The sequence below is a fragment of the Paenibacillus profundus genome (genome assembly GCF_021369635.1).
Lineage (GTDB): Bacteria > Bacillota > Bacilli > Paenibacillales > Paenibacillaceae > Paenibacillus_B > Paenibacillus_B profundus.
This window is the reverse complement of record NZ_JAJNBZ010000015.1, coordinates 116,082-140,134: the sequence shown is the minus strand read 5'-3', so window position 1 is coordinate 140,134 and position 24,053 is coordinate 116,082. Positions and strand designations below refer to the sequence as shown.

General features: G+C 45.4%; 18 protein-coding genes and 1 pseudogene. 14 read left to right on the top strand and 5 right to left on the bottom strand.

Annotated elements, in window-relative coordinates; translation table 11 throughout:
- Nucleotides 1–696: 696 nt before the first annotated feature.
- Both LQV63_RS18000 and LQV63_RS17995 read left to right on the top strand, forming a co-directional pair.
- Nucleotides 697–1,065 carry a hypothetical protein gene (locus LQV63_RS18000; protein WP_233697761.1) on the top strand — a complete coding sequence of 123 codons (369 nt, stop codon included), beginning with the start codon at nt 697–699 and terminating at the stop codon, nt 1,063–1,065.
- Between the two features lie 42 nt (nt 1,066–1,107).
- Nucleotides 1,108–2,349: a macrolide family glycosyltransferase gene (locus LQV63_RS17995; RefSeq protein ID WP_233697760.1), complete on the top strand. Its 1,242-nt coding sequence runs from the start codon at nt 1,108–1,110 to the stop codon at nt 2,347–2,349.
- 159 nt (nt 2,350–2,508) lie between these two features.
- Here LQV63_RS17995 and LQV63_RS17990 read toward each other — a convergent pair.
- Nucleotides 2,509–3,017: pseudogene (locus LQV63_RS17990) on the bottom strand (endonuclease V).
- Between the two features lie 255 nt (nt 3,018–3,272).
- Between LQV63_RS17990 and LQV63_RS17985 the strand changes: the two are divergent.
- From LQV63_RS17985 to LQV63_RS17975, 3 genes are all read left to right on the top strand, one after another.
- The gene (locus LQV63_RS17985) at nt 3,273–4,901 is read left to right on the top strand and encodes an ATP-binding protein (protein ID WP_233697759.1); all 1,629 of its coding nucleotides are present in this window, start codon (nt 3,273–3,275) and stop codon (nt 4,899–4,901) included.
- Entirely contained in the window at nt 4,898–5,620 is a 723-nt protein-coding gene (locus LQV63_RS17980; RefSeq protein ID WP_233697758.1) for a response regulator, read from the top strand. Before LQV63_RS17985 ends, LQV63_RS17980 begins: the two co-directional genes overlap by 4 nt.
- 168 nt (nt 5,621–5,788) lie before the next feature.
- Nucleotides 5,789–7,117, top strand: a complete 1,329-nt coding sequence (locus LQV63_RS17975) for a CitMHS family transporter (RefSeq protein ID WP_233697757.1) — start codon at nt 5,789–5,791, stop codon at nt 7,115–7,117.
- Between the two features lie 381 nt (nt 7,118–7,498).
- Here the strand turns inward: LQV63_RS17975 and LQV63_RS17970 are convergent, their stop codons facing one another.
- Nucleotides 7,499–7,645 (bottom strand): hypothetical protein, encoded by a 147-nt coding sequence (locus LQV63_RS17970; RefSeq protein ID WP_233697756.1) that lies wholly within the window; start codon nt 7,643–7,645, stop codon nt 7,499–7,501.
- 95 nt (nt 7,646–7,740) lie between these two features.
- On the opposite strand from LQV63_RS17970, the gene LQV63_RS17965 reads away from it, so the two are divergent.
- Nucleotides 7,741–8,328, top strand: coding sequence for a CbrC family protein (locus LQV63_RS17965; protein ID WP_233697755.1), 588 nt, complete (start codon nt 7,741–7,743; stop codon nt 8,326–8,328).
- Between the two features lie 220 nt (nt 8,329–8,548).
- Here the strand turns inward: LQV63_RS17965 and LQV63_RS31825 are convergent, their stop codons facing one another.
- Both LQV63_RS31825 and LQV63_RS17955 read right to left on the bottom strand, forming a co-directional pair.
- Nucleotides 8,549–8,701, bottom strand: coding sequence for a DUF5780 domain-containing protein (locus LQV63_RS31825; protein WP_272943471.1), 153 nt, complete (start codon nt 8,699–8,701; stop codon nt 8,549–8,551).
- Nucleotides 8,670–9,938, bottom strand: a complete 1,269-nt coding sequence (locus LQV63_RS17955) for a hypothetical protein (protein ID WP_233697754.1) — start codon at nt 9,936–9,938, stop codon at nt 8,670–8,672. The genes LQV63_RS31825 and LQV63_RS17955 overlap by 32 nt, the downstream gene beginning before the upstream one ends.
- 247 nt (nt 9,939–10,185) lie before the next feature.
- Between LQV63_RS17955 and LQV63_RS17950 the strand changes: the two genes are divergently transcribed.
- Nucleotides 10,186–10,782 (top strand): DUF4291 domain-containing protein, encoded by a 597-nt coding sequence (locus tag LQV63_RS17950; RefSeq protein WP_233697753.1) that lies wholly within the window; start codon nt 10,186–10,188, stop codon nt 10,780–10,782.
- Between the two features lie 408 nt (nt 10,783–11,190).
- Here LQV63_RS17950 and LQV63_RS17945 read toward each other — a convergent pair whose 3' ends face one another.
- Nucleotides 11,191–14,364 (bottom strand): bifunctional cytochrome P450/NADPH--P450 reductase, encoded by a 3,174-nt coding sequence (locus LQV63_RS17945; RefSeq protein WP_233697752.1) that lies wholly within the window; start codon nt 14,362–14,364, stop codon nt 11,191–11,193.
- A 229-nt stretch (nt 14,365–14,593) separates the two neighbouring features.
- Here LQV63_RS17945 and LQV63_RS17940 point away from each other — a divergent pair, with 229 nt between their 5' ends.
- The 7 genes from LQV63_RS17940 (at nt 14,594) to pgmB (ending at nt 24,052) form a co-directional block, all read left to right on the top strand.
- On the top strand, nt 14,594–16,333 hold the full coding sequence (locus LQV63_RS17940; RefSeq protein WP_233697751.1) for a sensor histidine kinase: 1,740 nt from the start codon (nt 14,594–14,596) through the stop codon (nt 16,331–16,333).
- A gap of 9 nt (nt 16,334–16,342) precedes the next feature.
- Entirely contained in the window at nt 16,343–17,902 is a 1,560-nt protein-coding gene (locus LQV63_RS17935; RefSeq protein ID WP_233697750.1) for a response regulator transcription factor, read from the top strand.
- A gap of 99 nt (nt 17,903–18,001) precedes the next feature.
- The gene (locus LQV63_RS17930; RefSeq protein ID WP_019421552.1) at nt 18,002–19,288 is read left to right on the top strand and encodes an ABC transporter substrate-binding protein; all 1,287 of its coding nucleotides are present in this window, start codon (nt 18,002–18,004) and stop codon (nt 19,286–19,288) included.
- 12 nt (nt 19,289–19,300) lie between these two features.
- Nucleotides 19,301–20,176 carry a carbohydrate ABC transporter permease gene (locus LQV63_RS17925; RefSeq protein WP_233697749.1) on the top strand — a complete coding sequence of 292 codons (876 nt, stop codon included), beginning with the start codon at nt 19,301–19,303 and terminating at the stop codon, nt 20,174–20,176.
- The gene (locus tag LQV63_RS17920) at nt 20,176–21,006 is read left to right on the top strand and encodes a carbohydrate ABC transporter permease (RefSeq protein WP_233697748.1); all 831 of its coding nucleotides are present in this window, start codon (nt 20,176–20,178) and stop codon (nt 21,004–21,006) included. Before LQV63_RS17925 ends, LQV63_RS17920 begins: the two co-directional genes overlap by 1 nt.
- A 30-nt stretch (nt 21,007–21,036) precedes the next feature.
- Nucleotides 21,037–23,382, top strand: coding sequence for a glycoside hydrolase family 65 protein (locus LQV63_RS17915; protein WP_233697768.1), 2,346 nt, complete (start codon nt 21,037–21,039; stop codon nt 23,380–23,382).
- Nucleotide 23,383: 1 nt separating this feature from the next.
- Entirely contained in the window at nt 23,384–24,052 is a 669-nt protein-coding gene (gene pgmB / locus LQV63_RS17910) for a beta-phosphoglucomutase (RefSeq protein ID WP_233697747.1), read from the top strand.
- The last annotated feature ends 1 nt before the right edge of the window (nt 24,053 follow it).

The window sequence follows — 24,053 nt, the reverse complement described above, 5'->3', positions numbered from 1 at the left end:
TGTCGCGCACATCACGAACCGCCTCGGCGGAATCGTAAACAGCTACGAGTACGACCCCGAGGGTTTGCGCAGCGGCCTGCGCGAGAATAGCGCCACCAGCCGCTTCGGTCTACGACGGTCAAGGCCTTGGCAGCTCAAACTGCGCCCATTATCAGTGAACAAGTAGACGACGGGGGACTGAGCTGGTATCCAATCAATCGTTATAAAGGCAAGACATAGGTATTAAATCCTACGCAAAGCGGAAATCGTGCATCCTTGACGGAGGCCACTCTCTTATACGATGCAGTCAACGGAAAAAAAGTAGGAGCTTTACAGCCGCAAATCGTCTCTATCCGCTCCGTAAAACACGATCAAAAAGGACAGCGCTCGGCGAACATTTCAACATGGAAGGCAACCTGTGGATCAAGCGGCAAGAAAATTGGTGAAGTTTGTTGTTTTACAGGTATTGACATAAATAGTGGTCATGAATATAATAGTCATAGCAACTGTATTGGGCAGGGAAAGGGACATACCATTGAGTAGTACCGTGATACTTAGGTTATGCCTCTTTTTTCAACAAATAGTTGCTACGACGAGTATTGTTGAAACAACTACTAATCCCAGGAGGTGTAAAAGAAACAAGCTCAGAAAAGATAGGATTTTCCATCTCCAGTACCGAGCGTTGACCATCGGCATCATTTGATATCCTGGAGATTGGTGTTCTGGATTGTGCTTTCGTTAATCGCGCTCGCGCTAAGCATGACACTCCCTTCCTTTCGCAACATACCCGCACCTAAGACATCCGCTTTACAAGACAGCCACAAAGAAATATACGCCATACTGCTCGCTGTTGGAACAGGCATGCCGCTGAACGGATTAGGCAGAATATCCGATTGGGTAGGAATAGCACTCGCGTTAAGTTTCCAATGGGGGATCTTTACCGGAGTCATGCTGGCATTGTCTCTCCAGCTATGCTTCGTCATTCTGAGCTTGCTCGCTTCTCTCCGCATTGCAACGGAGGCTCGCGACGTTCCACAGTCATCTCTTAATCAAACAGGAAGTTCAAATGCACAAGCTTACTTGTAAAAAATGATGTCATGTAGATATCCATTATCGGAGGTGGAGGATTTGGCACGTGTATTGGTTGTTATCACACCTGCTGAAGGACATATCAATCCATCGTTGGGATTGGTTCAACAGTTGGTGAAATGCGGCGAAGAAGTCACTTATGTCTGCACGGAAGAATATCGCAAACGGATTGAAGCAACTGGAGCGAAAGTCTTGACTTACACTTACGCCAGAGGATCATTCGCGGATGATCCTGTATTAAAGCCAATTATATATAAACATCCCTATCAATTTATCCAGTTCGTGCTGCGCGGCCTTATCGAGCCCGTCATTCCGGAGGTTTTCGCATTGACCGAACAGGATTCGTACGACTATTTGATTTATGATTACTTATTAGGTTGGGGCGGTCAAATGATCGCGGAGAGGCTCGGCATCCCCGCAGTATGCTCCATCACCTCATTTGCTTTCGTGAAGCCGCTCGGATCTGAACATGACGTGGATGGGTTGGATGATGAAGAGATACAATCCATCTATGAGTCAACGATGAACACAGCGCGGCAATTAGCTGACCGTTACCAACTATCCGTACCTGACATCCATGATATCTTCAAGGCTTATGGACGATTAAAGATCGTGCATACAAGCCGTTATTTTCAACCACAGGTGGAGGAGTTGGACGATAGCTATATATTCACAGGTTCCTCCATCGTACCTCGCACAGATGCACCCGATTTTTTGTTGGATCGACATCAGCTTCCCTATGCACATACCGTCTATATTTCGCTGGGAAGCATTTTGAACAATAACATTGACTTCTATAAACTTTGCTTCGAGGCTTTTCGCAATGAACCGATTCAGTTTATTTTATCCTCGGGCAAAGATACGGATATGGAGCCGCTCGCAGGCCATATTCCCGACAACTTCATCGTGAAGCCGTATTTGCCGCAGTTGGAAGTGCTGCAGCAGGTCGATGCCTTTATTACTCATGCCGGCATGAACAGTACAAGCGAAGCACTATATTACGATGTTCCGCTAGTCATGATTCCATTAACATCCGATCAGCCTATGGTGGCACAGCAAGTGCAGGAGCTTGGGGCAGGTGTTATCGTGGATAAGAACGAGCTTGCGCCAGCCGTGTTGAGAAATGCTCTTTTGGAAGTATTGAATCAATCGTCCTACAAGCAGCATGCCCGCGCCATCGGTGAATCTCTGCGCCAAGCTGGCGGATATGAGCGAGCTGCGGAGATGGTCATGAATGTTGTTAGCAAGGCTCAATCAGAGCCCATTCCTACACGAAATTGAATAAATCGTAGACTGTAATTGCAAGCGCTCAGCGTCATTGACACGTTATAGGTTACACGCTTGATAAACTTAGAAGGCTTATACCACTTGAAGTTGAGTAGGGGTAAGCCTTCTTTGCGTGTAGACGAAGCTTTGAAGGGCGGTAAATCTCCCTTCATTTTATTTTGGATTATTTTGAATGTTCGATAAAACCTTATTAACAAGTTGATCAGCTGACGTGTAGTTTCCGGTAAACGATAGCGAGGCGAGAGTTTTAAAATCCATTCACAGGCTGTTTTTGAGGAAACACGATGACCAATCGACACGAAAATAGGTTTAATGTTGTCCTGAGTTCTTAGTACACTCCCAATAACCTCACAATTGTAAACTAATGGTGAATGAGCCCCTCTTTTTAGACCGGGGTCTTTGAACTCTCCTAGTAACTTCGTTTTTCCACATCCTATTGTAGGAATATCGAGCAGAACCCCTAAGTGACTTGCTAATCCAAATCGTCTGAGGTGAGCAATTCCCTGACCATCGCAGACGATTAGTTGAGGAAGGAGCTTTATTTGCACATACTTGATTTCAGTGATTTTGTCTTCTTTTATAACTTTCAAAGATAATTCTTGTTGTAATTTAATGGCGTCCATTTCGCATAAATTCCATGAATGTTTTACTTTTTGTTCCATTTAGAGACCTCCACAACTATTAGAACCCTAAGGAATCGCCGTACTTTACAAATATTACTCCGGTAATTATTATAACCGATCTGGATCGCCTACACTTGTCTGAACAATCACGAAGACCAAAGAGGATTCTTATAGAATGATGCAGGGTTCCAAAGTTCATCTACATCCGGTTTTTACTAAAATAGGATAATGATATAATAGGATTATTTAACCATAGCTAAAAAATAATTATTTCAACTTTTAGGAGTATAAAACATGAAGCGGTTTTCTAATATAAAATGTAATTTAAGACTGAAGATGATCTTGCTCATCAGTTTTTTGATTATTGGAATATGCTTTATTTTTGCTGTATTTCTAGAACGTTTTATATTGAATATGGCGGAGGATCAAACAGGAAAAAGAGCCTTAAGTCTTGCACATAGTGTCGCGAATATACCGGAAATTAGAGAAGCTTTTCAATTGGAAGAGCCTTCTGCAGTGATTCAAGCTATTGTTCAGCCGATCCAGCAGGAGTCAGGAGCTGAATTTATTGTTGTTGGGGATACAGACGAAATTAGACAATCCCATCCCAATTCGAACATTATCGGAGCGAAAATGGTAGGGAGTGATAATGACAGGGCCTTGCTTCATGGCGAGTCCTATGTATCAAAGAAGGAAGGAACGCTGGGGTTATCGATTCGGGGGAAGGTGCCCATTTTCTCTGAAGGGAAGATCGTGGGGATCGTGTCTGTCGGTTTTCTCAATAATGATGTACATCGAATCGTTGCGGACCAAAGCAAATCACTCTGGTTAACCTTAAGTATGATTATTCTATTTGGCATTTCCGGAGCTATCTTTATTGCTTATTATATCAAAAGATTATTGCATAATATGGAGCCTGAGGAGATTTCTCATTTGTATCTTCAGAAGGAAGCGATTTTGCAGTCTACGCATGAAGGAATTATTGCCGTGGATAATCATGGGGCGATTACGGCGATTAATAAAGCGGCCAAAGACATTCTGTTCACACAAATGGGGCAGAAACAAATGAATTATGTGGGCGCATCCATTAAAGAGATTGTTCCTTCACTAAATATTGAAACGCATGTAAAACATAGAAGTCGATTGGTTAACCGGGAAATGGTGCTTGGCGAAGCTGTCGTTCTTGTCAACCAGACACCTATTTTAAGTGAAGATGCATCCACGGGGATCGTCTATACTTTCCGTAAAAAAACAGAGTTAGAAAAAGTGACGGAGGAACTTTCTATAATTAAACAATATGCGAATGCGCAGCGGGCACAAACGCATGAGTACTCCAATAAGCTGCATATCATACTTGGGCTTGTGCAAAACAATCGAAAAAATGAGGCGATCGATTTTATAAAGAAAGAAAGCAATATCCAGCAAGACAGGTTAACGTTTTTATCGGAGAAAGTAGCTGACCCTCTGATTCAGGCCTTATTTCAAGGGAAGTTCAACCAAGCCAATGAGCTTGGCATTTCTATGGTCATTCATCCAGACAGCCGGTTCGATTATCCATTTTCAGAGGGAAAACAGGATGCGCTGTTAACCGCGCTGGGCAACGTGATCGAAAATGCATTGGAATCGGTAAAACAAAAAGAAGGCGGTCAGCGCAAGGTTTCCATCTTTTTTACTGATATTGGGGACGATTGTATTTTTGAAATTGAAGATTCGGGCTCGGGGGTGGCTGAAAAGAAGTTCACTCGCATCTTTGAACAAGGATTTTCAACGAAGAAGGGCAGCCATAGAGGAACAGGCCTGGCTCTTACGAAGCTGATGCTGAATGGCGTTGGTGGCGAGATATTGTTAGAAGAAGGGGAAGGGGAGCTCGGAGGAGCTTGTTTTATGATCATCATACCAAAGGACGGAAGGGGATCGCTGTGAAGGACCTATTTTCGGTGCTTATTATCGAGGATGATTTTAGAGTGGCTGACATTCATCGTCAATATGTTGAAAAAACAGCCGGCTTTGCCGTTCAATACATAGCCAAGAGCAGAAGAGAAGCGTTAGATTATCTTGAAAACAGTGAAACGATTCCGGATATCTTTTTATTGGATTTATATATACCCGATGTGGATAGGATGGATCTCTTCTGGAAGATTCGCCATTCTTACCATGAAGCCGACATCATCATCGTCACTGCTGAAAAGGAAGTAAAGTCCATTCAGGAAGCTCTTCGCGGCGGCGTGTTTGATTATATCGTAAAGCCTGTAGGTGAGGAGCGCTTTAGTCAAACATTTTTAAAATATAAAGAATACCGGAGCATCCTGCACTCCAAAAAGGATATGGAACAAGGCGATATCGATGCTTTATTCGGCTTGCACCGTGTTCCTGATTCTTCCGCAAGGGTTGATGCAGCTCTTCCTAAAGGAATTGACTCTCTTACTTTAGACAAGATTCATCGCGTATTCACAACAACAGAAATGGATGGAATTACGGCTGTTGAATTAAGCTCCGATCTAGGCATTAGCCGTTCTACTGCACGGCGTTATTTAGAATATTTAGTTTCTCTTAAAATGGTAAAAACGAAGCTCATCTATGGCACGGTAGGAAGGCCGGAACGAAGATATATCATCTGTGAAACTTATGAACAAAATCATTAAAATGAGTAATATTGTTTTTATGTTCACAATATTTATCCTCCACTTCATCTGTGATAAATTTCATACTAATCTAAAAAGGATTATGGTTTTACATTGAATTGTAAACGCATTCATCCGATGTGGAATGAGGTTACGTGTGAAACGAGGCTATCACGGAAAGGGGATATCATGTTGAGTCTTAGTTTGATTGGTCTGATTACGATTTTAATTATTGTCACATTGCTTATCAGCGGAAAAGTGATTCCGATTGTTGCCATGGTTATACCACCGATTCTAGGCGCATTAATAGCGGGTTATAGTTTCGTGGAAATTGGCAGTTTTTTTGGAAATGGCGTAAGCTCTGTCATCAATGTTGCGATTATGTTTATTTTTGCGATTATCTTTTTTGGCATTATGCAGGACGTTGGACTTTTTGATCCATTAATTAATAAAATGGTCGCTTTTTCACGCGGAAGCGTGATCACCGTTAGTGTCGGAACCGTTGTGGTGGCAGCGATTGCCCATTTAGACGGATCGGGCGCTTCGACCTTTTTAATTACCATTCCTGCGCTTTTACCCGTTTATAAGCGTTTAAAAATGAATCCCTATTTGTTGCTCCTATTAGTTGGGGGAAGCGCAAGTATCATGAATATGATTCCGTGGGCTGGTCCTTTAGGACGAACAGCTACCGTCTTGGAAACGGATGTCACGGAATTATGGAAGCCGCTTATTCCTATCCAAATCATCGGCATGATTCTCATGATTGCTTTAGCCGTTCTTCTAGGCATAAGGGAGAAGAGAAGAATCATCCGAAATTATGGTTCGTTAGAGGTTGCGGCATCTCTTGAAGCGGCAGCGGTAGCGCAGGAAGCTTCAGTCAAGACCGAGCAGGCGAATGGCCTGACTCGTCCTAAATTGCTTTGGGTCAATGCTTGCCTGGCATTAACGGTAGTCGGCGTGCTTGTGGCCGGAATCATCCCTGCAGGCTTGGCTTTCATGATTGGCGTAAGTATTGCGTTGCCGCTTAACTTCTTCAAAGTAAATGAGCAGATGGAGAGATTGCGCGCGCATGCGCCCAATGCTCTTACCATGGCGTCAATCATTCTTGCAGCCGGCTTATTTTTAGGAATACTAAACGGGACCGGAATGCTCAATGCAATTGCCAATGACGCCGTTAAGGTGCTTCCGGGAACCATTGCTCCTTATCTGCATATTATCGTCGGTTTGTTGGGTGTGCCGTTTGATTTAATATTAAGCACGGATGCGTACTACTTTGCGCTGCTGCCCGTGGTCGATCAGATTGCTTCTAGCTTTGGAGTCGCTTCGTTATCCACGGCGTATGCCATGGTTATCGGTAATATCGTCGGCACGTTCGTGAGCCCGCTTTCACCAGCTCTTTGGCTTGCGTTAGGTTTAGCTGGACTGGAAATGGGACGTCATATCCGCTACTCTCTTTTCTGGATATGGGGAATTAGCATCATCCTCGTAGTAATAGCCACATTAATTGGAATTATTTAATTGTTAGTAATAGTGACTAATTTTCACAGTTATAAGGAGATAGGACTATTATCATTCCGTACGGCCCGGTTTGTTGAGGTGAACGATCTCAAATGGGAACAGGCAGAGGATGTAAGTTGGCAGTATATGTTAAAGACCTGAGTTCATCTTGGGTCTTTTTTATATGCTTTTATATATCTTGCCAATGGTCAAAACGGATTCTGATTAGAGGGGAGAGTACCGTCGAAAGACTCGGCTGGAGAGCCCTCGATTCTGACCCAATGGGAGAATGCAGCAAAGCATGTTCGCCCCTCACTCCATTACCCTATTCACAACACCGCTGGATGTCTGTGGTATCAGGGGGCATTGCATCAGATAGCTCTGCTGTCCGGGAGTCTGCGCTCAGCTTAACGCACTCCATACCATGACAGCCACCATGAACAGATAGAACGGCAGATGGGCGGCGAAGGGCAGGATGAACATGATGCACGCGAAGCTGGATACGATCGTCAGGCTGGAGCACTTCGTTTCCCATATATCCGCAATCAAGCCCCCGAGGCCGCTACCTGATGCGGCACACCTATAGCTACAACAACGGCATATATGAGGCTTGTACCGCAGCTAGCTGGGCTTGAGGATATCTCATGAGAAATAATTTGCCGAATTTTAAATATTATCATAATGCATATAGTATCGGTATATTTGAGAAAGTACCTAAACAAAATTGTACTGTTTGCAACAACGACACGCATTACATTTATTCAGGACCATTTTATTCAATTGATGACGTAAATAATATTTGCCCATGGTGTATACATGATGGCAAAGCAACCAAGGATTTCAATGGGGTTTTACAGGGATCGGTAGAATATAAAAATACGCTGCTGTCGGTTACGTTCAATAATGATACAAATGAGTATATGTATTTTATTGATTATGATAAAGTTGAGCGTATTGATGATGAAAGTTTAGAAGAATTAATCTTCCGTACACCTGGTTACGTAGCGTGGCAAGAGCCACAGTGGTTAAGTCATTGCGATGAATATTGTATTTTTATTGGATATTTGAATAAAAATGAACTGCATGGCATGAAAGAGGATTTAAAAGATGAAATTAGACGTTTAGAGGAGAATTACGGCTTATCTTTAAACAAAATAGGAGATGATATAGGATTGTATTTATTCCAATGTCCAAAATGTGGTCAGTATAGATTGCATTTTGATCATACCTAAAAAAGAAAACAAATATTTGGGGTGGGAATTGGTAAATCAATGGATTGCGCTTGGAAGAATCAAATCTAAAAAGGATTAATACATCTAATAGAAAAAAGAATATCATCAAAGTTAAGCTGAGAAGCAGAAGTTCTAAAACATCATCTAAAAGATTATGTTAACGAATAAATATGATTATTGAAAAGGTTCGAGAGTCTTCCCGGATTCTCGAACCCTTCTATTATTGTATTGAATATTGATAGTACTCATTCTCCCACTTGGAGCCGTCGTAGTATTCGACTTCTTTCACACAAGCGATGAATTTGACAGCTTTAATTATGGACCAGCGCCTCGATTGATTTCTACAAACTCCCCAATGCCACGACCTCTCCACTGGTTGCGTTCACAGCGTACTGACAGTCTAATTTCCCGCACAACACATACTTCTTTTTTCCTGGATCATACACATAGACGGGCGTTAATTCGATGGATTCCCTGAGCTTATCATAGGCTTCGTCTTTACTTACGGTAATATCTCCTTGCACCTGAAACTCGTCGAACATACTGAGCAATGGCTTGTTATCCATATAATTAATGACCTCATGCCGGTTGGCATCGATGAACAACAGCAGCTTGCGCTGGAACACGCGTTTGGTCGGTTTATTCTCCCGCAGTATCGCTTGAATATAGCTTTTTTCACGATGCAAAGTCTTGAGCACCCATTGCCCGTTATCGTTCGGATAGAGTTGACTTAATCCTTCTTTTACCGCAATAATACACTTCTCTTGCTCAGCCTCAGTGAACGGGAAGGTATCAGGATGAGGTTCACATGCGAGTGTTTGTTCAATAGTGACTTCCTCGCGCTGATCTATGTCTATTCTCTCGAACGGCCGTGTACTCGGCAGCTCCCACTCGATAACCTTATCTATGTTCAAGCGTGATCTTGCTTGCACAATGAACTCAAATGGGATCGCAGCCGTTCCATCGTTCGTAACATAGATTTCCTCGATCCCATAGAGCGGAAGGAGACACTGCTCTTCGTCAACGGGATACTCGATCAACTGCAATTGCTTCTTGGCTAGTAGCTCCACATCTTCAAGGGACAGCGAATAGGTCTCTTCTTGTATGATTGATGCAGGAGGAAAATGTCCGTACACCGAATATTGTACGAGCTTCCCATCTTCATCGAATCGAATCTCAATATGTCCGGAGGGGGAGACGGGAATACCGTCCACACACTCGTTGAAATGGAATGCTCCTTCTTGTTCCTTCAATAGTTGAAACTGCTCGCCGTAGACAATCCCTGCTTCCGCCGCAACCCATTTGATAATTTCATCTAAGCTGATGTCTTGATAGGTTGGCCCATTGGCATAAGACTTTCCTTGGACAAAGATAACACTCTTATATTGGCGAGCACCCAAGTCATATTGAATGACTGCAGTACCTGCTGGATTCAGTCCTTCCTCTTCCTGCTCCGCGATATGAGAAGGATACCATTCCATACTCAAGCTGTAGATCGTATCATTGAACATATTTACGTCCCGATATAGCTCATGAGAATGCAGATAGTAGTTGTCTAAGCCAAATTTGTGCCGTGTGGCAGCTATAATTCCTTCGATTGTGATGTCCATGCCTTGCACCTCGTTGTCATGATGCTTCTATTATATCATGTTCATCTCGAACTCAATTATGCGAGAAATATCGTTCTGAATGCTACAAAAAAATAATTCAATTGAAATAGGAACAAATATATCGAGCAGCCAGCACATCCCAACTTTGGAGGTTAGGAGCAGATAATGACTTACTTAGACACGGATTTAGAAAAAATGCCAAAAGAAGAGATAGAGAATAATGATTTGAATAAGGGAGAGAAAAATAATGAAAGAAATTGATAATAGCAAGAAAATCCTAGCCCAATTTAACGAAAATACAATTAGAGTGTATCAAGCCTATAATAATAAAATCGCAGATGAAGCCGTAAGATTAGGGACGTTTGGTCCATCCTTCAAAATAGAAAGAATGACTTGGATAAAACCATCGTTTCTATGGATGATGTATAGGTCAGGGTGGGCAACGAAAAAGGACCAAGAGAGGATATTGGCAATCGATATTAAACGAACAGGGTTCCATGATCTTCTTGAGAATGCAGTGCTAGCAAAATTTAAGGAAGGCGTACACGGGTCGAATGAAAATTGGAAGTCTCAGCTTAGAATCTCAGAGGTTAGATGCCAGTGGGACCCGGATAGAGATATATATGGGAATCCTTTGGATAGGCGGGCTATTCAATTAGGTTTAAAGGGCAACATGGTTAAAAATTACGTTAATGATTGGATTGTAAAAATTACTGATATTACAGAGGAGATGAGAGGGCTAAGGGAATCGATCCAATCACAAACATTTGAAGCGAGCATGCTGCCTAGTGAACGAGAATATCCTTTGGAAGAAGGTACAAGGACGATACTTGGAGTAGAATAAAGAACAATCGTATTATGCTGCAATATAAACAATTGTAAATCGGATAACTTTTAGCCATAGTTTCTGCTTTTTCAGCCAGTCCATTGGATTTTGTGCAATGAAAGCAGCCTATCTACCTCTTTACGTGATGCTTCATTGGAAATCATCCAATGCGATTCAATGATTTTTCACTTATTGCGCAACATTTGGCAGAAAAATTCCAAATCCATTGGATTAAATGCAGTCTGCATGCGTTTACATGCTACATTCTGACTTTCTACTGCATGAAATCCAATGGGGCTGCTGTGTGACCGCGAAAAACAAGATATGCCACAGCTTCTATATGCGGATTAGCCAAGCCCGAGGACCTGATCAACGAGAGAGCAGCCGAGGGCTAACCACCCCTCGGCTGCTCCGTCACTACATATCTTAAATGCCCGCCCACACATCCTTGGCGTAAAGCCCTTCGGTCTGAAGACGCTCCACCCATTGCTTCGCTTCCGCTGCGCCGACTCCGTGAACGTCTTGATAGGCTTGTTGCAAGGTTGCCTCGACATCGGGCGCCATTTTACTGCCGTCTCCGCACACATAGAGCCGTCCGCCCCGATCCAAGATGCCGATTAGCTCCCGCGCATGCTGCTGCATCAAATGCTGAACATACGTCTTCGGCTGCCCTTGCTTCCGGGAAAATGCGGTGTGGACCGTCACCAGCCCCTCTTGTTCGAACTGTCCCAGCTCCTCACGGTAGATCTCGTCCGCTTCGTTGCGGCAGCCGAAATAGAGATGCGCTTCGCCAAGCGCTTTTCCTTCCTCTTTCAGCGCGTGGCGAGCCTGCAGGAATCCCCGGAATGGCGCAACCCCGGTCCCCGGTCCGACCATAATGATGGGGACTTCCGAATTCTCGGGAAGCTGGAAGCCCGACTCCGGGGTGCGGACGAACATGACAATGGCTTCTCCCGGCTGCTGTCCGGCAAGATAGTTGGAGGCCACGCCCCGGTACTCGCCTTGGCCGCTCCATGCAGGTCCGCGCACGACGCCAACGGTAATGCTGGCTTGTTCCGGCTGCACGCGCGGCGAGCTGGATATCGAATAGTATCGCGCCTTCAGAGGAGGCAGCAGCTCCAAGAAGCGTTCGAACGGCAATTCGCAGGCTTCGTGTTTTTCCAGCAAATCAAGCATCGTCAACCGCTTCTGGAGAACGTTCGTCTTGTACGCCTCTTCCTCCAGTAATGCTTCCAGCTCCCGCTTATGTGGCGGACACACGGTGAAGGCCGCCAGCTCCCGCAGCTGCGCCCGGGTCGCCGCTTCCTGCAATTCCACGCTGTGACTCAGCAGGTCGTCTAAGCTTACCGGGCGATCCAACGGCAGGTGAGCCGCACTCCGTCCGGTCGCATTCAGCACGACATGGTCGTTGCCATCCATGCCGAATCGGCGCAAGACACGTTCGATGAGCTCCTTCCGATTCCGAGGCAGAACCCCTAAATGATCGCCCTCTTGATACGAAATCCCTTCCGGGAGCGCGATCTCGATATGGCGGGTGCTGCGCTCGCTGCCTTCTGCTTGCAGCTCGCGATTGTCCGCCACCTTGGCATACGTCGCATCGTATGTTTCGGCAAGCGGAGTTCCGATGAACCCGCTGACGTACTGCACGGTGAGCGTGCCGCTTTCCCTCTCTGTCTTCTCATTCATCTTCAGACCCAGCGCGGTCATCACATCCGGCCATAGATGCTCGCGCCAGCTCTCCACCTGCATCTCGAAATCGCCGCTGGCGTCTCCTTCGCCTCGCGGAGTAAGCCTTGCGGCTCCCTTGGAAGCAAGCTGATCATCTATAAAGCGGGGAACCTCTTGATACGTGCTGACCCAGTTGTGGTCCCCGCAGCCAAAGACGGCATAACGCACGCCCTCTAGCTCCCCAGACTCCACTTCCTGCAGCCACTGGACGAACTTTTGCGCATTGCTTGGCGGTTTGCCGTTATAAGATGCCGATACAATATAAACGGCGCCCTGCTTAGGCAATTTCCCCACATAATCGTTCAGCGGCGCAACCTCGCTCCGAAATCCTTGATACCGAGCCGTATCGGCCATTTCCCGGGCAATTCCTTCGGCCGTGCCGAGATTGGAGCCATATAGCACTAGCAAAGGAGTATTGTGAGCCTCCACCGGATTGGGGGAAGCGTGTTCAGCCGGCTTCTTTTCCGGCGCTCGCGTCTCTGCTGCGCCTGCTAACGTGTAGCCGACTTGTCCGCCACGGGGACGCACCCGCATCGTGAAGCCATCGGGCTTCAGCGTCAACGTTTCCTTGACCTTCAATTGGTAATTGGAATGATCGATAATCTCAAAATGCTTTAATACCATCCCGAGCACGAGCGTCGCCTCTTGAAGGGCGAACTGCTGCCCGATGCATGCCCGTTGTCCGTTGCCGAACGGCTTATAGGCATGATGAGGAATCCGGCTAGGATCCTCGAACCGCTCTGGACGGAACTCCTCGACATCCTCTCCCCATACCTCAGTATCCCGATGCAGCTTGGGAATCAGCACATTGACGCTTTCCCCTTGCTTCAACGGGTATTTTCCGGCCAACATCGTATCTTCCTTGGCATATAAGGCGAAGGCCGGGGCCGTGGGCCACAGGCGCAGCGATTCACTCAAAATCATGCGGATGTATTTCAAGTTCCTTACCTCGGTATAAGACGGAACCGGTTCCATAAGAACGCGATCGACCTCTTCATATGCCTGGTGAAGCTTGTCGGGATTCTTCAAAAGATAATACAACGCGAAGGACAACAATCCGCTTGTCGTTTCGTGTCCGGCAATCAGAAACGTAATAATCTGATAGCGGATGTTTTCATCATCCAGCGCTTCTCCAGTCTCGGGGTCTTTTCCGTTCAGCATATGGGCCAATAAATCATTTCCGTCCTGATCGCCCTGGGCCTTGCGTTCCGCAATGATTCTATCCACTAAGGAAAACATCGCCTGCATGTCGTGCATGAACTGACGTTTCGTAATAACCATCAGCTTATCTTGAATGCCTAGACGCTGAAGCTGACTCATCGATTCGTCCAGCGCCCGAACCATGCTGGTGATGAATGGATGCTGTTGTTCTCTGTAGAAGCTGTTGAAGCGGTAATTGAAGCCGCACAGCCCGATTGTATCCAAAGTCAGGCGGGTCATGTCTTCCGGCACATTGACGCTTTCATCCGGATTCAGACGCGACCACTTCTGAATCAGTTGCACCGCTAAATCCACCATCATTTCGTGATATCCGCGCATGGCCGTCTGGCTGAAGCTCGGAAGCAAAATGTTGTGTGCTTTTTGCCAATTGGGCTCCTCCGTTTCGGCCGTGAACAAACCATCCTTCGTGAACGAACGCACCTTCTGCAGAGGCGCCCACACCTTTTTGTCGAAGCGGGACTCGTCACAAGCATCTTCCACCAACTCATGACCTGAGATGAAGATCTCGCTTCTTCCGGGTAAATCCATGCGAAATATTGTTCCATGCTCCTCAGCCAGCTTTACGAGTGACTGAACAGGCGCATCCAGGTTGATTTGGGGCAAGTTGCCCAACGGTCCAAATGTTTTTGGCTGTGGAATTGCAATGGTCATAGCAATTGGCCTCCCTTGTGTTGGAATAGGATGAGTATATAATCCGCGACATCTTAATATCCCCTCATTTGTTAATATTACCCGAATTTATGAGGGGGAATCGGTTCTTTGAAGAGACGTAAATTAGCGCTGTGATTTATTGACATGGGAGTTGCAAATTAAACATGCTATTATGAGGTTGATCAATTTAGTTATTTTCTTTATTACGGGGTAACTAGGGGGGAACAACATGAACTGGCTCAAAAGAAGTTTGTTCAGCAAATTGTTAATAGGGATGCTATTAGCAGCCGTTGTTCCATTTTCATTGTCCAATTTGATTGCCTATCAGACCACCTCGAGTTCGATGAAGCAGCAATTAATTGAACTCAACCACAATTCCATGGAAATCATTTCGAATCACCTCAAGCTGTACTTTCAAGAACTGAATATGTTGTCAGGCTCCTTTTATGTAGATCCACAGCTCATGAGTTATTTAAGATCGGAATACACGCCCCCTCTGCAAACGTTGTACATAAATAACAAAGTGAACGCCATGTATATTAGCCGCCCCGAGTTCCATGCCGTGCGCTATATCAGCCATCTGAAAAAACAAGCCTTTACTTCATCCGATGTCGGGAATAGCGAGCTAGAGAGACTGCTGCAAGAGGATGACCGCCATATAAACGCCGAATCAACTCGATATGACGTTAAACAAATGGGGAATAAACAAGTTCTGCTCATTCAGAAGAACCTTATCGACTATCCCAAATCGACCATACTCGGCACGTTAAATATGTATATCGGACAAGGGGAAATCGATAAATTGATTCATTCTCAGCTTTCTGCTGACGATGCGTATTTTTTGCTTATTAAAAATGAACAGCAGCTGCTTTATAGTTCCAGAGAAGACGCTAACGGCGCAGTCTATATTCAAACCAAGCTTCAAGGTGGCAGAGGTTCATTCGAGGGCGAGTTCAACGGCAAAGAAGGAGTATATATTTATGTGCGCAACCAGTACAAGGATTTTCCGTTCACCTTAGTTAAATTCGTGCCGGCTGCAGTAATCTATCAATCCGCTCACCAGACTCTTAATCGCTCTTTGCTGATTCAATTCATTGCCATAGCCTTTGTTATTCTGTTAGCGATGGTATTGTCCTATTTCACGATATTGCCAGTTAAAAGGCTGATTCGTAATATCGCTAGAGTTGAGAATGGAAGGTTTGACATTCAGAAGGGCAACAAGCGGACAGATGAGTTGGGTTTGCTAGAAGACCGTTTTTACGTCATGGTTCGTAATTTGGATGACTTGATGAATCGGGAATACCGCTATCGGCTAGAGCTGTCAACGGCACAGTTAAAAATGCTGCAGGCTCAAATCAATCCGCATTTTCTATATAACGCCTTGCAATCTATCGGTACGGAAGCGTTAAAGCACGGGGCCTATGAAATGAGTGACAAAATCTCCGAATTGGGATCGATTTTAAGATATAGCATGGATTTCCAAACGGAAATCGTGATGTTGGAGCTGGAACTAAAGCATATCGAAGACTATATGTCACTGCAAATGGGTCGATTCAAAAACAAATTGTCCTATACATTGTCTTGTCCTCCTGAAGCTCGCCCGATGAAGGTTCCTAAAATGCTGCTTCAGCCTTTGATAGAAAATAGCATTGTGCATGGCATCGAAAAAGGAAGCGGTTTCGGATTCATACACCTTGATATCGAATGCGATACTGAGGATTCGGCGTATATGCTTCGTATTCGGGTCATTGATAATGGAAAAGGAATCACGCCTGATACGATGGAGGCCATTCGCCAGAAATATGCGGAGGACAAGCTGCACTACGGGCAAAATGGAATCGGGCTGATTAACGTGCTGCAGCGGTTGCGCTTATGTTACGGCTCGGATTTTATATGGGAAATGAGCAGTGTTCCTTATGAAGCGACCATCATTTCGTTGTATATAAACATAAATCAGAATGAGGGGTAGGAGACGACTGTGAAAGTATTGATTGTCGATGATGAAGAGCATGTGCGGGAAGGTATTGAATTAGCGATTGATTGGGATAAGTTCGGCGTTAAGGAAAGATATCAGGCAGAGAACGGACTGGAAGCCCTGAACATGATCCGGCTGCACCGGCCAGGGGTTCTATTTTGTGACATGAGCATGCCGGAAATGGATGGTGTTCAGTTATTGGATTTAATTCGTGAGGATAATCCGGATATGAAGATCATTGTTGTGAGCGGATACAACGACTTTATGTATACACGCGCCACGATAAAGGCAAACGGTGTGGATTATATTTTGAAGCCATTTAAAAAGAAAGATTTGGAACAAGCCCTTTTGCAAGCTGTAACGTCTTGGAAGCAGCGGGAGAACAGCTTGCGCATCGAACGAGATACAGAATTTCTCTTGCAGCAAGCTGATTTTTTGGTCATCGAGCAAAAAATGACGCAGTTCCTCAAGGGCGACACTTCTCATTATTCAGAAATCAAAAGTTACTTACTCAAGTCAAGACTGCCGATAGAGCATATTCGAGCCGCCGTAATTCTGATGAGAAACAGCACAACATTGATCGAGCAGCGGTTTAACGGGGATGGGGAGCTGTTTGCTTTTGCGCTCATCAATATGGCACATGAGTCAATGGAAGGGTACGGCTCTCATCAATTGTTCAGATTGGATGAATACCGATGGTTATTGCTGACCGCTGAGGATGCTAACTACAGCCTGACCAACAAGCTGAATCATTTCATAAAAAAGGTGACAACAGCATGGGAAGCGACTATCGGCTTGGAGGTTTTGACGGGAACAAGCCACGGCGCAACCGATCTGCAACATATTCAGTTGCAGCTTGTCTCTGCGCGGACCGCTTTGCTGCAATGCAATATATCCTCGATTTCAGCCAAATGTGATAGCGCTTACACAGAGCCTGGCTTGTCCAATCTGGAAATGTTGTTGAATATCGCGTTAGAAGACGGGAACAAGGCTTTTGTAGCTGAACTCATACACGGCTTTGCCGAGGAATTGCGTACATGCAGCACATTGCTTCTAAAAGACTTGCAAATGTATACCAAGGAAGCTAATTATATGTTGGAGAGAGCAAGCCGGCAGATCAGCAAGGATACGGCTGACTTATCGATTCCGCTATGGATTAGCTATATTGCGGAGTGGGAAACGAAGACGATTCAACAATGGTGGAGGCTCATTGAAGACAGCGGAGCTGATGGATATGAAGGTAGAGGAATACAAGCGATCCATGAGTACATTCAGCAGCATTTTCATGAGAACGTTACTTTATCCGCATTATCTGCAACATTCCATTTCAGCCCGCAATATATTGCCAAAAAATTCAAAGAGATGTACAACACAACGGTAGTGACATACCAGACAGATTTACGAATGGAAAAAGCAAAGTCACTGCTTGCGCATACAGACATGCCCATTATTAAAATTGCTGAGCTTGTCGGCTATTCCGATGAAAATTATTTCAGCAAAGTATTTCGCAAACATCAGGGTTTGCCCCCTCTAAAGTACCGGAAGCAGGCGCGAGATTCATAAATTACTCTTTTTAGCGAAGATAATCTCTGTTTCGCCAAATTCAATATTTATAAAATAGAAGTGTGGCATACAGAACCAACAACTTGAGGGGGAATCGGGATGCGTAAGTTAATGTTAATGCTTCTGACGAGTGTTGTTACCTTGTCCTTAATCAGCGGTTGCGCTGGCGGCGGGAGCGCAAGCGGCACTGAGGGAGCAGCAAGCGATGCGGCAAATGCAGGGAACAGTGAGAAAGTCACCATCAAAATCATGGATTTCAAAACAGAAATCACAGATAAAATCAAAGCAATGGCTGCTGATTATATGGCGCAGAATCCCAATGTCAATATTGAAGCGCAAGTAACCAGCAACTACGATACGTTATTAAAAACACGCTTTGCTGCTGGCGACGGTCCGGATATTTTTATGACCAGAGCTTATACGGACATTCAAGATTGGTCCGGCAGATTAGTAGATTTATCAGGCGAGCCATGGATGGATAAGGTGGTTCCTTCCTCTGAGCCTGGAATGACGGTGGATGGCAAGAAGCTGGGCTTCCCGCTCGCTGTTGAAGGATACGGATTTATTTATAACAAAGATTTATTCGCGCAAGCGGGCATTGATACATTGCCGACTACGCTAACAGAGCTGAAGCAAGCGAATGAAAAGCTCAAGACTGCAGGGATATCCTCTTATTCTGAAGGGTATAAGTCGTTCTGGGTGCTGGGTCAGCATTTGTTCAACTTGCCATTTGCATTTGAGAAAGATCCTGCTGCTACAATCGAGAACATGTCCAAGGGTGAAGCTAAGATTGCGGATTTAGCGAACCTGAACGGATTTTTCGATGTGTTGGATATGACGGTCCAATACGGGAAAGGCGCAGATACAATCGGTCTTAGCTACGATAACCAAGTGTCGGATTTTGCATCAGGCAAGACGGCGATGATACAGCAAGGCGTATGGGCAATCGACTCGATTACGAAAATCAACCCGGATATGAATATTGGCATGTTCGCCATTCCGCTTAATGAAAACGCTGACGAAACCAAGTTGCCTGTCGGTGTGTCGACGTATTATTCGATTAATAAAGATTCGCAAAATATTGACGAGAGCAAGAAGTTTTTGACGTGGCTCCATGAGAACGGGCAGAAGTATATCGTAGATTCGTATAAGCTGATTCCGGCCTTCACAGACTTGAAGACTACAGCAGAGTTGGGTCCTTTGGCAGCTGATTTGAATAAGTACCTGCAAGATGATAACACACTGATTTGGTCCTTCCAGCTGTGGCCGTCCGGAATCGCAGAAGACTTTACTGTGCCTTTGCAGGCTTATGTAGGCGGACATTTCGATAAAGAGCAGACGATTCAGGAATTGCAAAAGGTTTGGGACCAAAAAGTAAAAAAATAGGAATGATTACTTATGACGATTAAGACACGCGGGCGATTGATGTATACCGCTTTTGTGGCACCAGCTATCATCTTCTTCGCTTTAGTTATTCTTGTTCCATTCCTAAGAGCGATTGTTTATTCCTTTCAGGATTGGGATGGAATCAGCAGCAATATTAGTTGGGTGGGGTGGAGCAACTATCAGCAGTTGCTTCACGACACGGCATTTATGAAATCTTTTGTTTTTACAGCTAAGTATGTTGCGGTTACGACGGTTCTCCTCAATGTAATTGGACTTCTTCTCGCATTGGGGTTGAACCAAGCGATTAAATTTCGGAACGTATTGCGCACAATCTTTTTCCTGCCATATGTCATGGGTTCGGTAATCGTAGGTTTTATTTGGCAGTTTATTATTACGAATCTGTTTAGCGAAATCGGTGCGGCAACGGGATGGTCGCTGTTTCAGAAAAATTGGCTGAGTCTTCCCGATTATGCCTTCTGGTCTATCGTTATGGTAGCTGTATGGCAGTCGGTCGGATATTTTATGATTATTTACTTGGCTGCGCTTCAGGGCGTGCCGAAAGATATGCTTGAGGCCGCCGAAATCGATGGCGCCGGATATTGGAGCAGAATGCGGAACGTTGTGTTCCCGCTCATTCGTCCTGCATTAACGATCAACTTTTTTTTGGCGATTGCCAACGGCTTTAAGGGCTTCGATCTGAACTATTCCCTTACGGGCGGCGGACCCTTCGGAACAACACAATCGTTGGCTTATCATATCTACACGGAAGGTTTCGGAAGGAATTTGTTCACCTACGCATCTTCGAAAGCGGTCGTATTCTTCCTCATTCTTGCTGCGGTAACCTTGGTACAGTCCATTGTGCTGAAGCGTAGGGAGGTAGAGCTATAATGCATAAACGCGAGAATCAACGCAAGCCGATTCTATTCATCATCTTATCCTTGCTTGCTGTAGTGGTATTTTTTCCGTTGTATATCACGTTAGTCAATTCATTTAAATCGTACAATGAAGTCGTATCGTCGGTTGCAGCTCTTCCGAGCGCGTTTCATTTCGGCAATTTTGCGACGGTGTGGAAACAGCTTAACTTTGGCGGCGTGTTCATGAACTCGCTCATTATTACGATAGTTTCAGTGGCTGGTATTTTAATGATCAGCGCACCGGCTGCGTATCAATTTGTGCGGCGTCCTGGTTGGGTGAGTCAATGCTTATTTTTACTCATATTGTCCTCACTCGTTATTCCATTCCAGACGTTAATGATTCCGCTAGTTAAGGTAGCCAGTGAATTGCGCCTTATGGATTCTATTCCCGGCATTATTATTATGTATTGGGGATTCGGTATTCCTCTTGCTGTATTTTTATATCACGGCTTCATCAAATCCATACCGCGTGAGCTTGAAGAAGCTGCCTTAATCGACGGCAATGGCATTGCAGGCGCGTTCTTTAGAGTAGTCCTTCCGTTGTTGAAACCAGTTACGACTACGATTGCTATTTTGCAGTCATTGTGGATCTGGAACGACTTCCTGCTGCCGCTTATCACGCTCAGTTCCAAGAAGAATCAGACGATTCCGATCGCATCATCCGTTTACTTCGGTCAATATATGAACGAATGGCATTTGGCGATGGCGGCATTGACGATGGCTTCCATACCGGTAATCGTGTTCTTTGTCTTTATGCAACGAAATATTATTGAGGGAATTACGGCAGGAGCGGTAAAAGGCTGATGGGCCGGTATAACGGAGGAATAGATGGCTATGATGAAATACGACTTAGGAGAGGGCGACTTTAAAAATTGGATCGTTGCCGAAGCAGATTTTTCTCGAAATTTATTAGGCAAGGCCGAAGCTGTTATGTCCCTGGGCAATGGGTATATGGGATTGCGGAGCGCAACGGAAGAACCTTATGTCGGCGAAGTAAGGAACTTATTCGTTGCTGGCACCTTCAATCAATCGGATCGAATCGAAGTATCCGAGCTGCCGAACGCTGCAGACGTGACCAGGCTCGATATCCGGGTTGACGGAGAACGATTGGATGCAGCTCCCTCCCGAACAGCCAACTATGTTCGCGCTTTGAACTTGAAGGAAGCCGAGCTGACTCGCTCATTCATTTGGACGACCTCAGCCGGAAAAGAAGTGGCATTTACATTCAAACGATTTGTATCGCTGGATAACCTGCACGTCATTGCGATGAGCCTGGAGATCGAAGCTCTCGATGCGGATGTACAAATCAGCATCGAGAGCGGCATTAATGCGCAAGTGGCCAATAGCGGTTCACAGCACTTTTATGAAGGCGAGAAACGTATATACGATAAGAAATATATCGAGATGATACAAAAAACAGTCGAATCGCAAATCGATTTCATGTTCCACACGGTTCATCATGCAAGTCTGGACGGCGTTGAGCTAGAAGAGCCCTTCATGCGCATTGATCGCAGAGTTGTGATGCTGACGTTTAAGAGCGCCGTGGCTAAAGGCCAAAAGCTTTCTTTGGAGAAGCTGACTACGGTCCATACCTCGCGGGATAAAGACCTGGCGGGAATGGAGCTGCAAGATATGCGTCAGCAAGCATTGTCAAGCTTGCGGGCCTGTGCTGCCAAAGGCTATGATGCATTGCTTCTCGAGCATGCCCGAGCATGGGAGCGAAAAGTATGGGAAGTGTACCCGTTACACATTGATTCCGAGAATGATTTTGACTTGCTCGCAGCCAGATTCGCCCTGTACCATTTGACAGTGATGACGCCTGCTCATGATGAACGGATGGGAATAGCGGCGAAAGGCTTGAGCGGCGAAGGGTATCATGGCCATTCCTTTTGGGATACCGAAATGTTTATTTTGCCGTTCTTTACTTATTCGAATCCTCAGATTGCGCGTTCGTTGTTGACTTATCGCTATTTAGGACTGGAAGGCGCGCGGAAAAAAGCAAAAAGCAATGGATATGAAGGAGCCATGTATCCTTGGGAAGCGGCATGGCCGAGCGACGGGGAAGTTGCGCCCGAGTGGGGCCGGGTTGATGTTGTTACAGGGAAGCAAACGAAGATCTGGACAGGGTTTATTGAGCAGCACATTACCGCTGATGTAGCTTTTGCCGTATGGCAGTATTACATGGCAACAGACGATCAAGCATTCATGGAAGAATTCGGCTATGAAATCATATTTGATACAGCAAAATTCTGGGCGAGCCGCTTGGAATGGGACGACAGCAGGCAGCAATACTCGATCAACGATGTAATCGGCCCGGATGAATACAAAGAGCATGTTGACAACAATGCGTTTACCAACTATTTTGCGCATTTTAACTTAGAGCTTGCGGTGACGTATTATCAGCAATTGCGGGAGCGGGACACGGCTGTATATCAAAAATTAAACGCGAAGCTTCAGTTGGAACAAGCCGCTATTGCATGGAACGAGGCCATCGACAAACTATATTTGCCTCAGCCGCGCGACACCGATTTGCTGGTGCCGCAAGATGATACTTACTTGACGAAGCGAATCATTGATCTGACGAAATATAAAAATCAAACCCATGTCAACACCATCTTTGAAGACTATAGCTTGGAGCAGCTTAGTGACATTCAGGTATCGAAGCAGGCTGATCTGATGATCCTGTTTTACTTGCTAGAGGATAAGTTTAGTGAAGAGGTTAAAATCGCCAACTACCATTATTATGAGCCGAAGACATTGCATGACTCATCTTTAAGCTTATCTACGCATGCGATACTGGCAAATGACTTGAATGATCGTTCGCTGGCGTATCAATTGTATCAGCAGGCATGCGAGATTGATTTAGGGCCGGATATGAAATCCTCTGATTTAGGTATGCATACGGCCTCCATCGGGGGGATTTGGCAAATTATCGTTATGGGATTTGCGGGCGTGCGTATGATCCATGGAAAGCTGAGAATGAACCCCAAGCTGCCGGCGCACTGGAACAAGCTGGAGTTCTCGATCAGTTGGAAAGGCCAACGCTTGGAGGTTGCCATTGGGAAGGACAAGCTCGTTATAACGGCTCTTGATCAGCTTCCAGTAACGCTAGAAGTATATGGAACGGAATACAGCTTCGATCACGTGTTAACTGTCAATCTAGCGTCGGGGGATAACTAAGATGAAGCTGCAAGCCGTATTATTTGATTTGGATGGTGTCATTACAGATACGGCAGAGTATCACTATCTGGCGTGGAAGCAAATGGCGGAGAACATAGGTATTGGGATTGACCGCGAATTCAATGAGGCGCTGAAAGGAATCAGCCGGATGGAGTCTCTTGAACGCATCCTGATTCATGGTAACCGTGCGCAAGACTTCACGCCTAACCAACGCACAGTCTTGGCACAGGAGAAGAATGAACACTATATTTCTCTGCTGACACAGCTCTTGCCTGAACATACGTATCCGGGGATTGGAGAATTGCTAGAACAGTTAAAGCAAGAAAAGGTGCCTGCCGTTCTTGCCTCGGCCAGCAAGAATGCGCCTCGCATTTTAACGTCGCTGGGACTGGAGGAAATGTTTCAATACATGGTGAGTCCGGACGGAATTCCGGGAAAGCCTGCTCCCGATATATTCTTGAATGGTGCTGAAGCCGTAGGAGCTGACCCGCGATATTGCATCGGAATTGAAGATGCTCAAGCAGGCATTGAAGCTATCAAAGCTGCGGGAATGTACGCAGTAGGCATTGGTGAAGAGCGAGTATTGCGTATAGCAGGAGCGAATATCGTATACGAGAGTACAGCTGAATTGAACCTCTCGTCATTATTAAAAGCCGCGTCTATGGAATAAT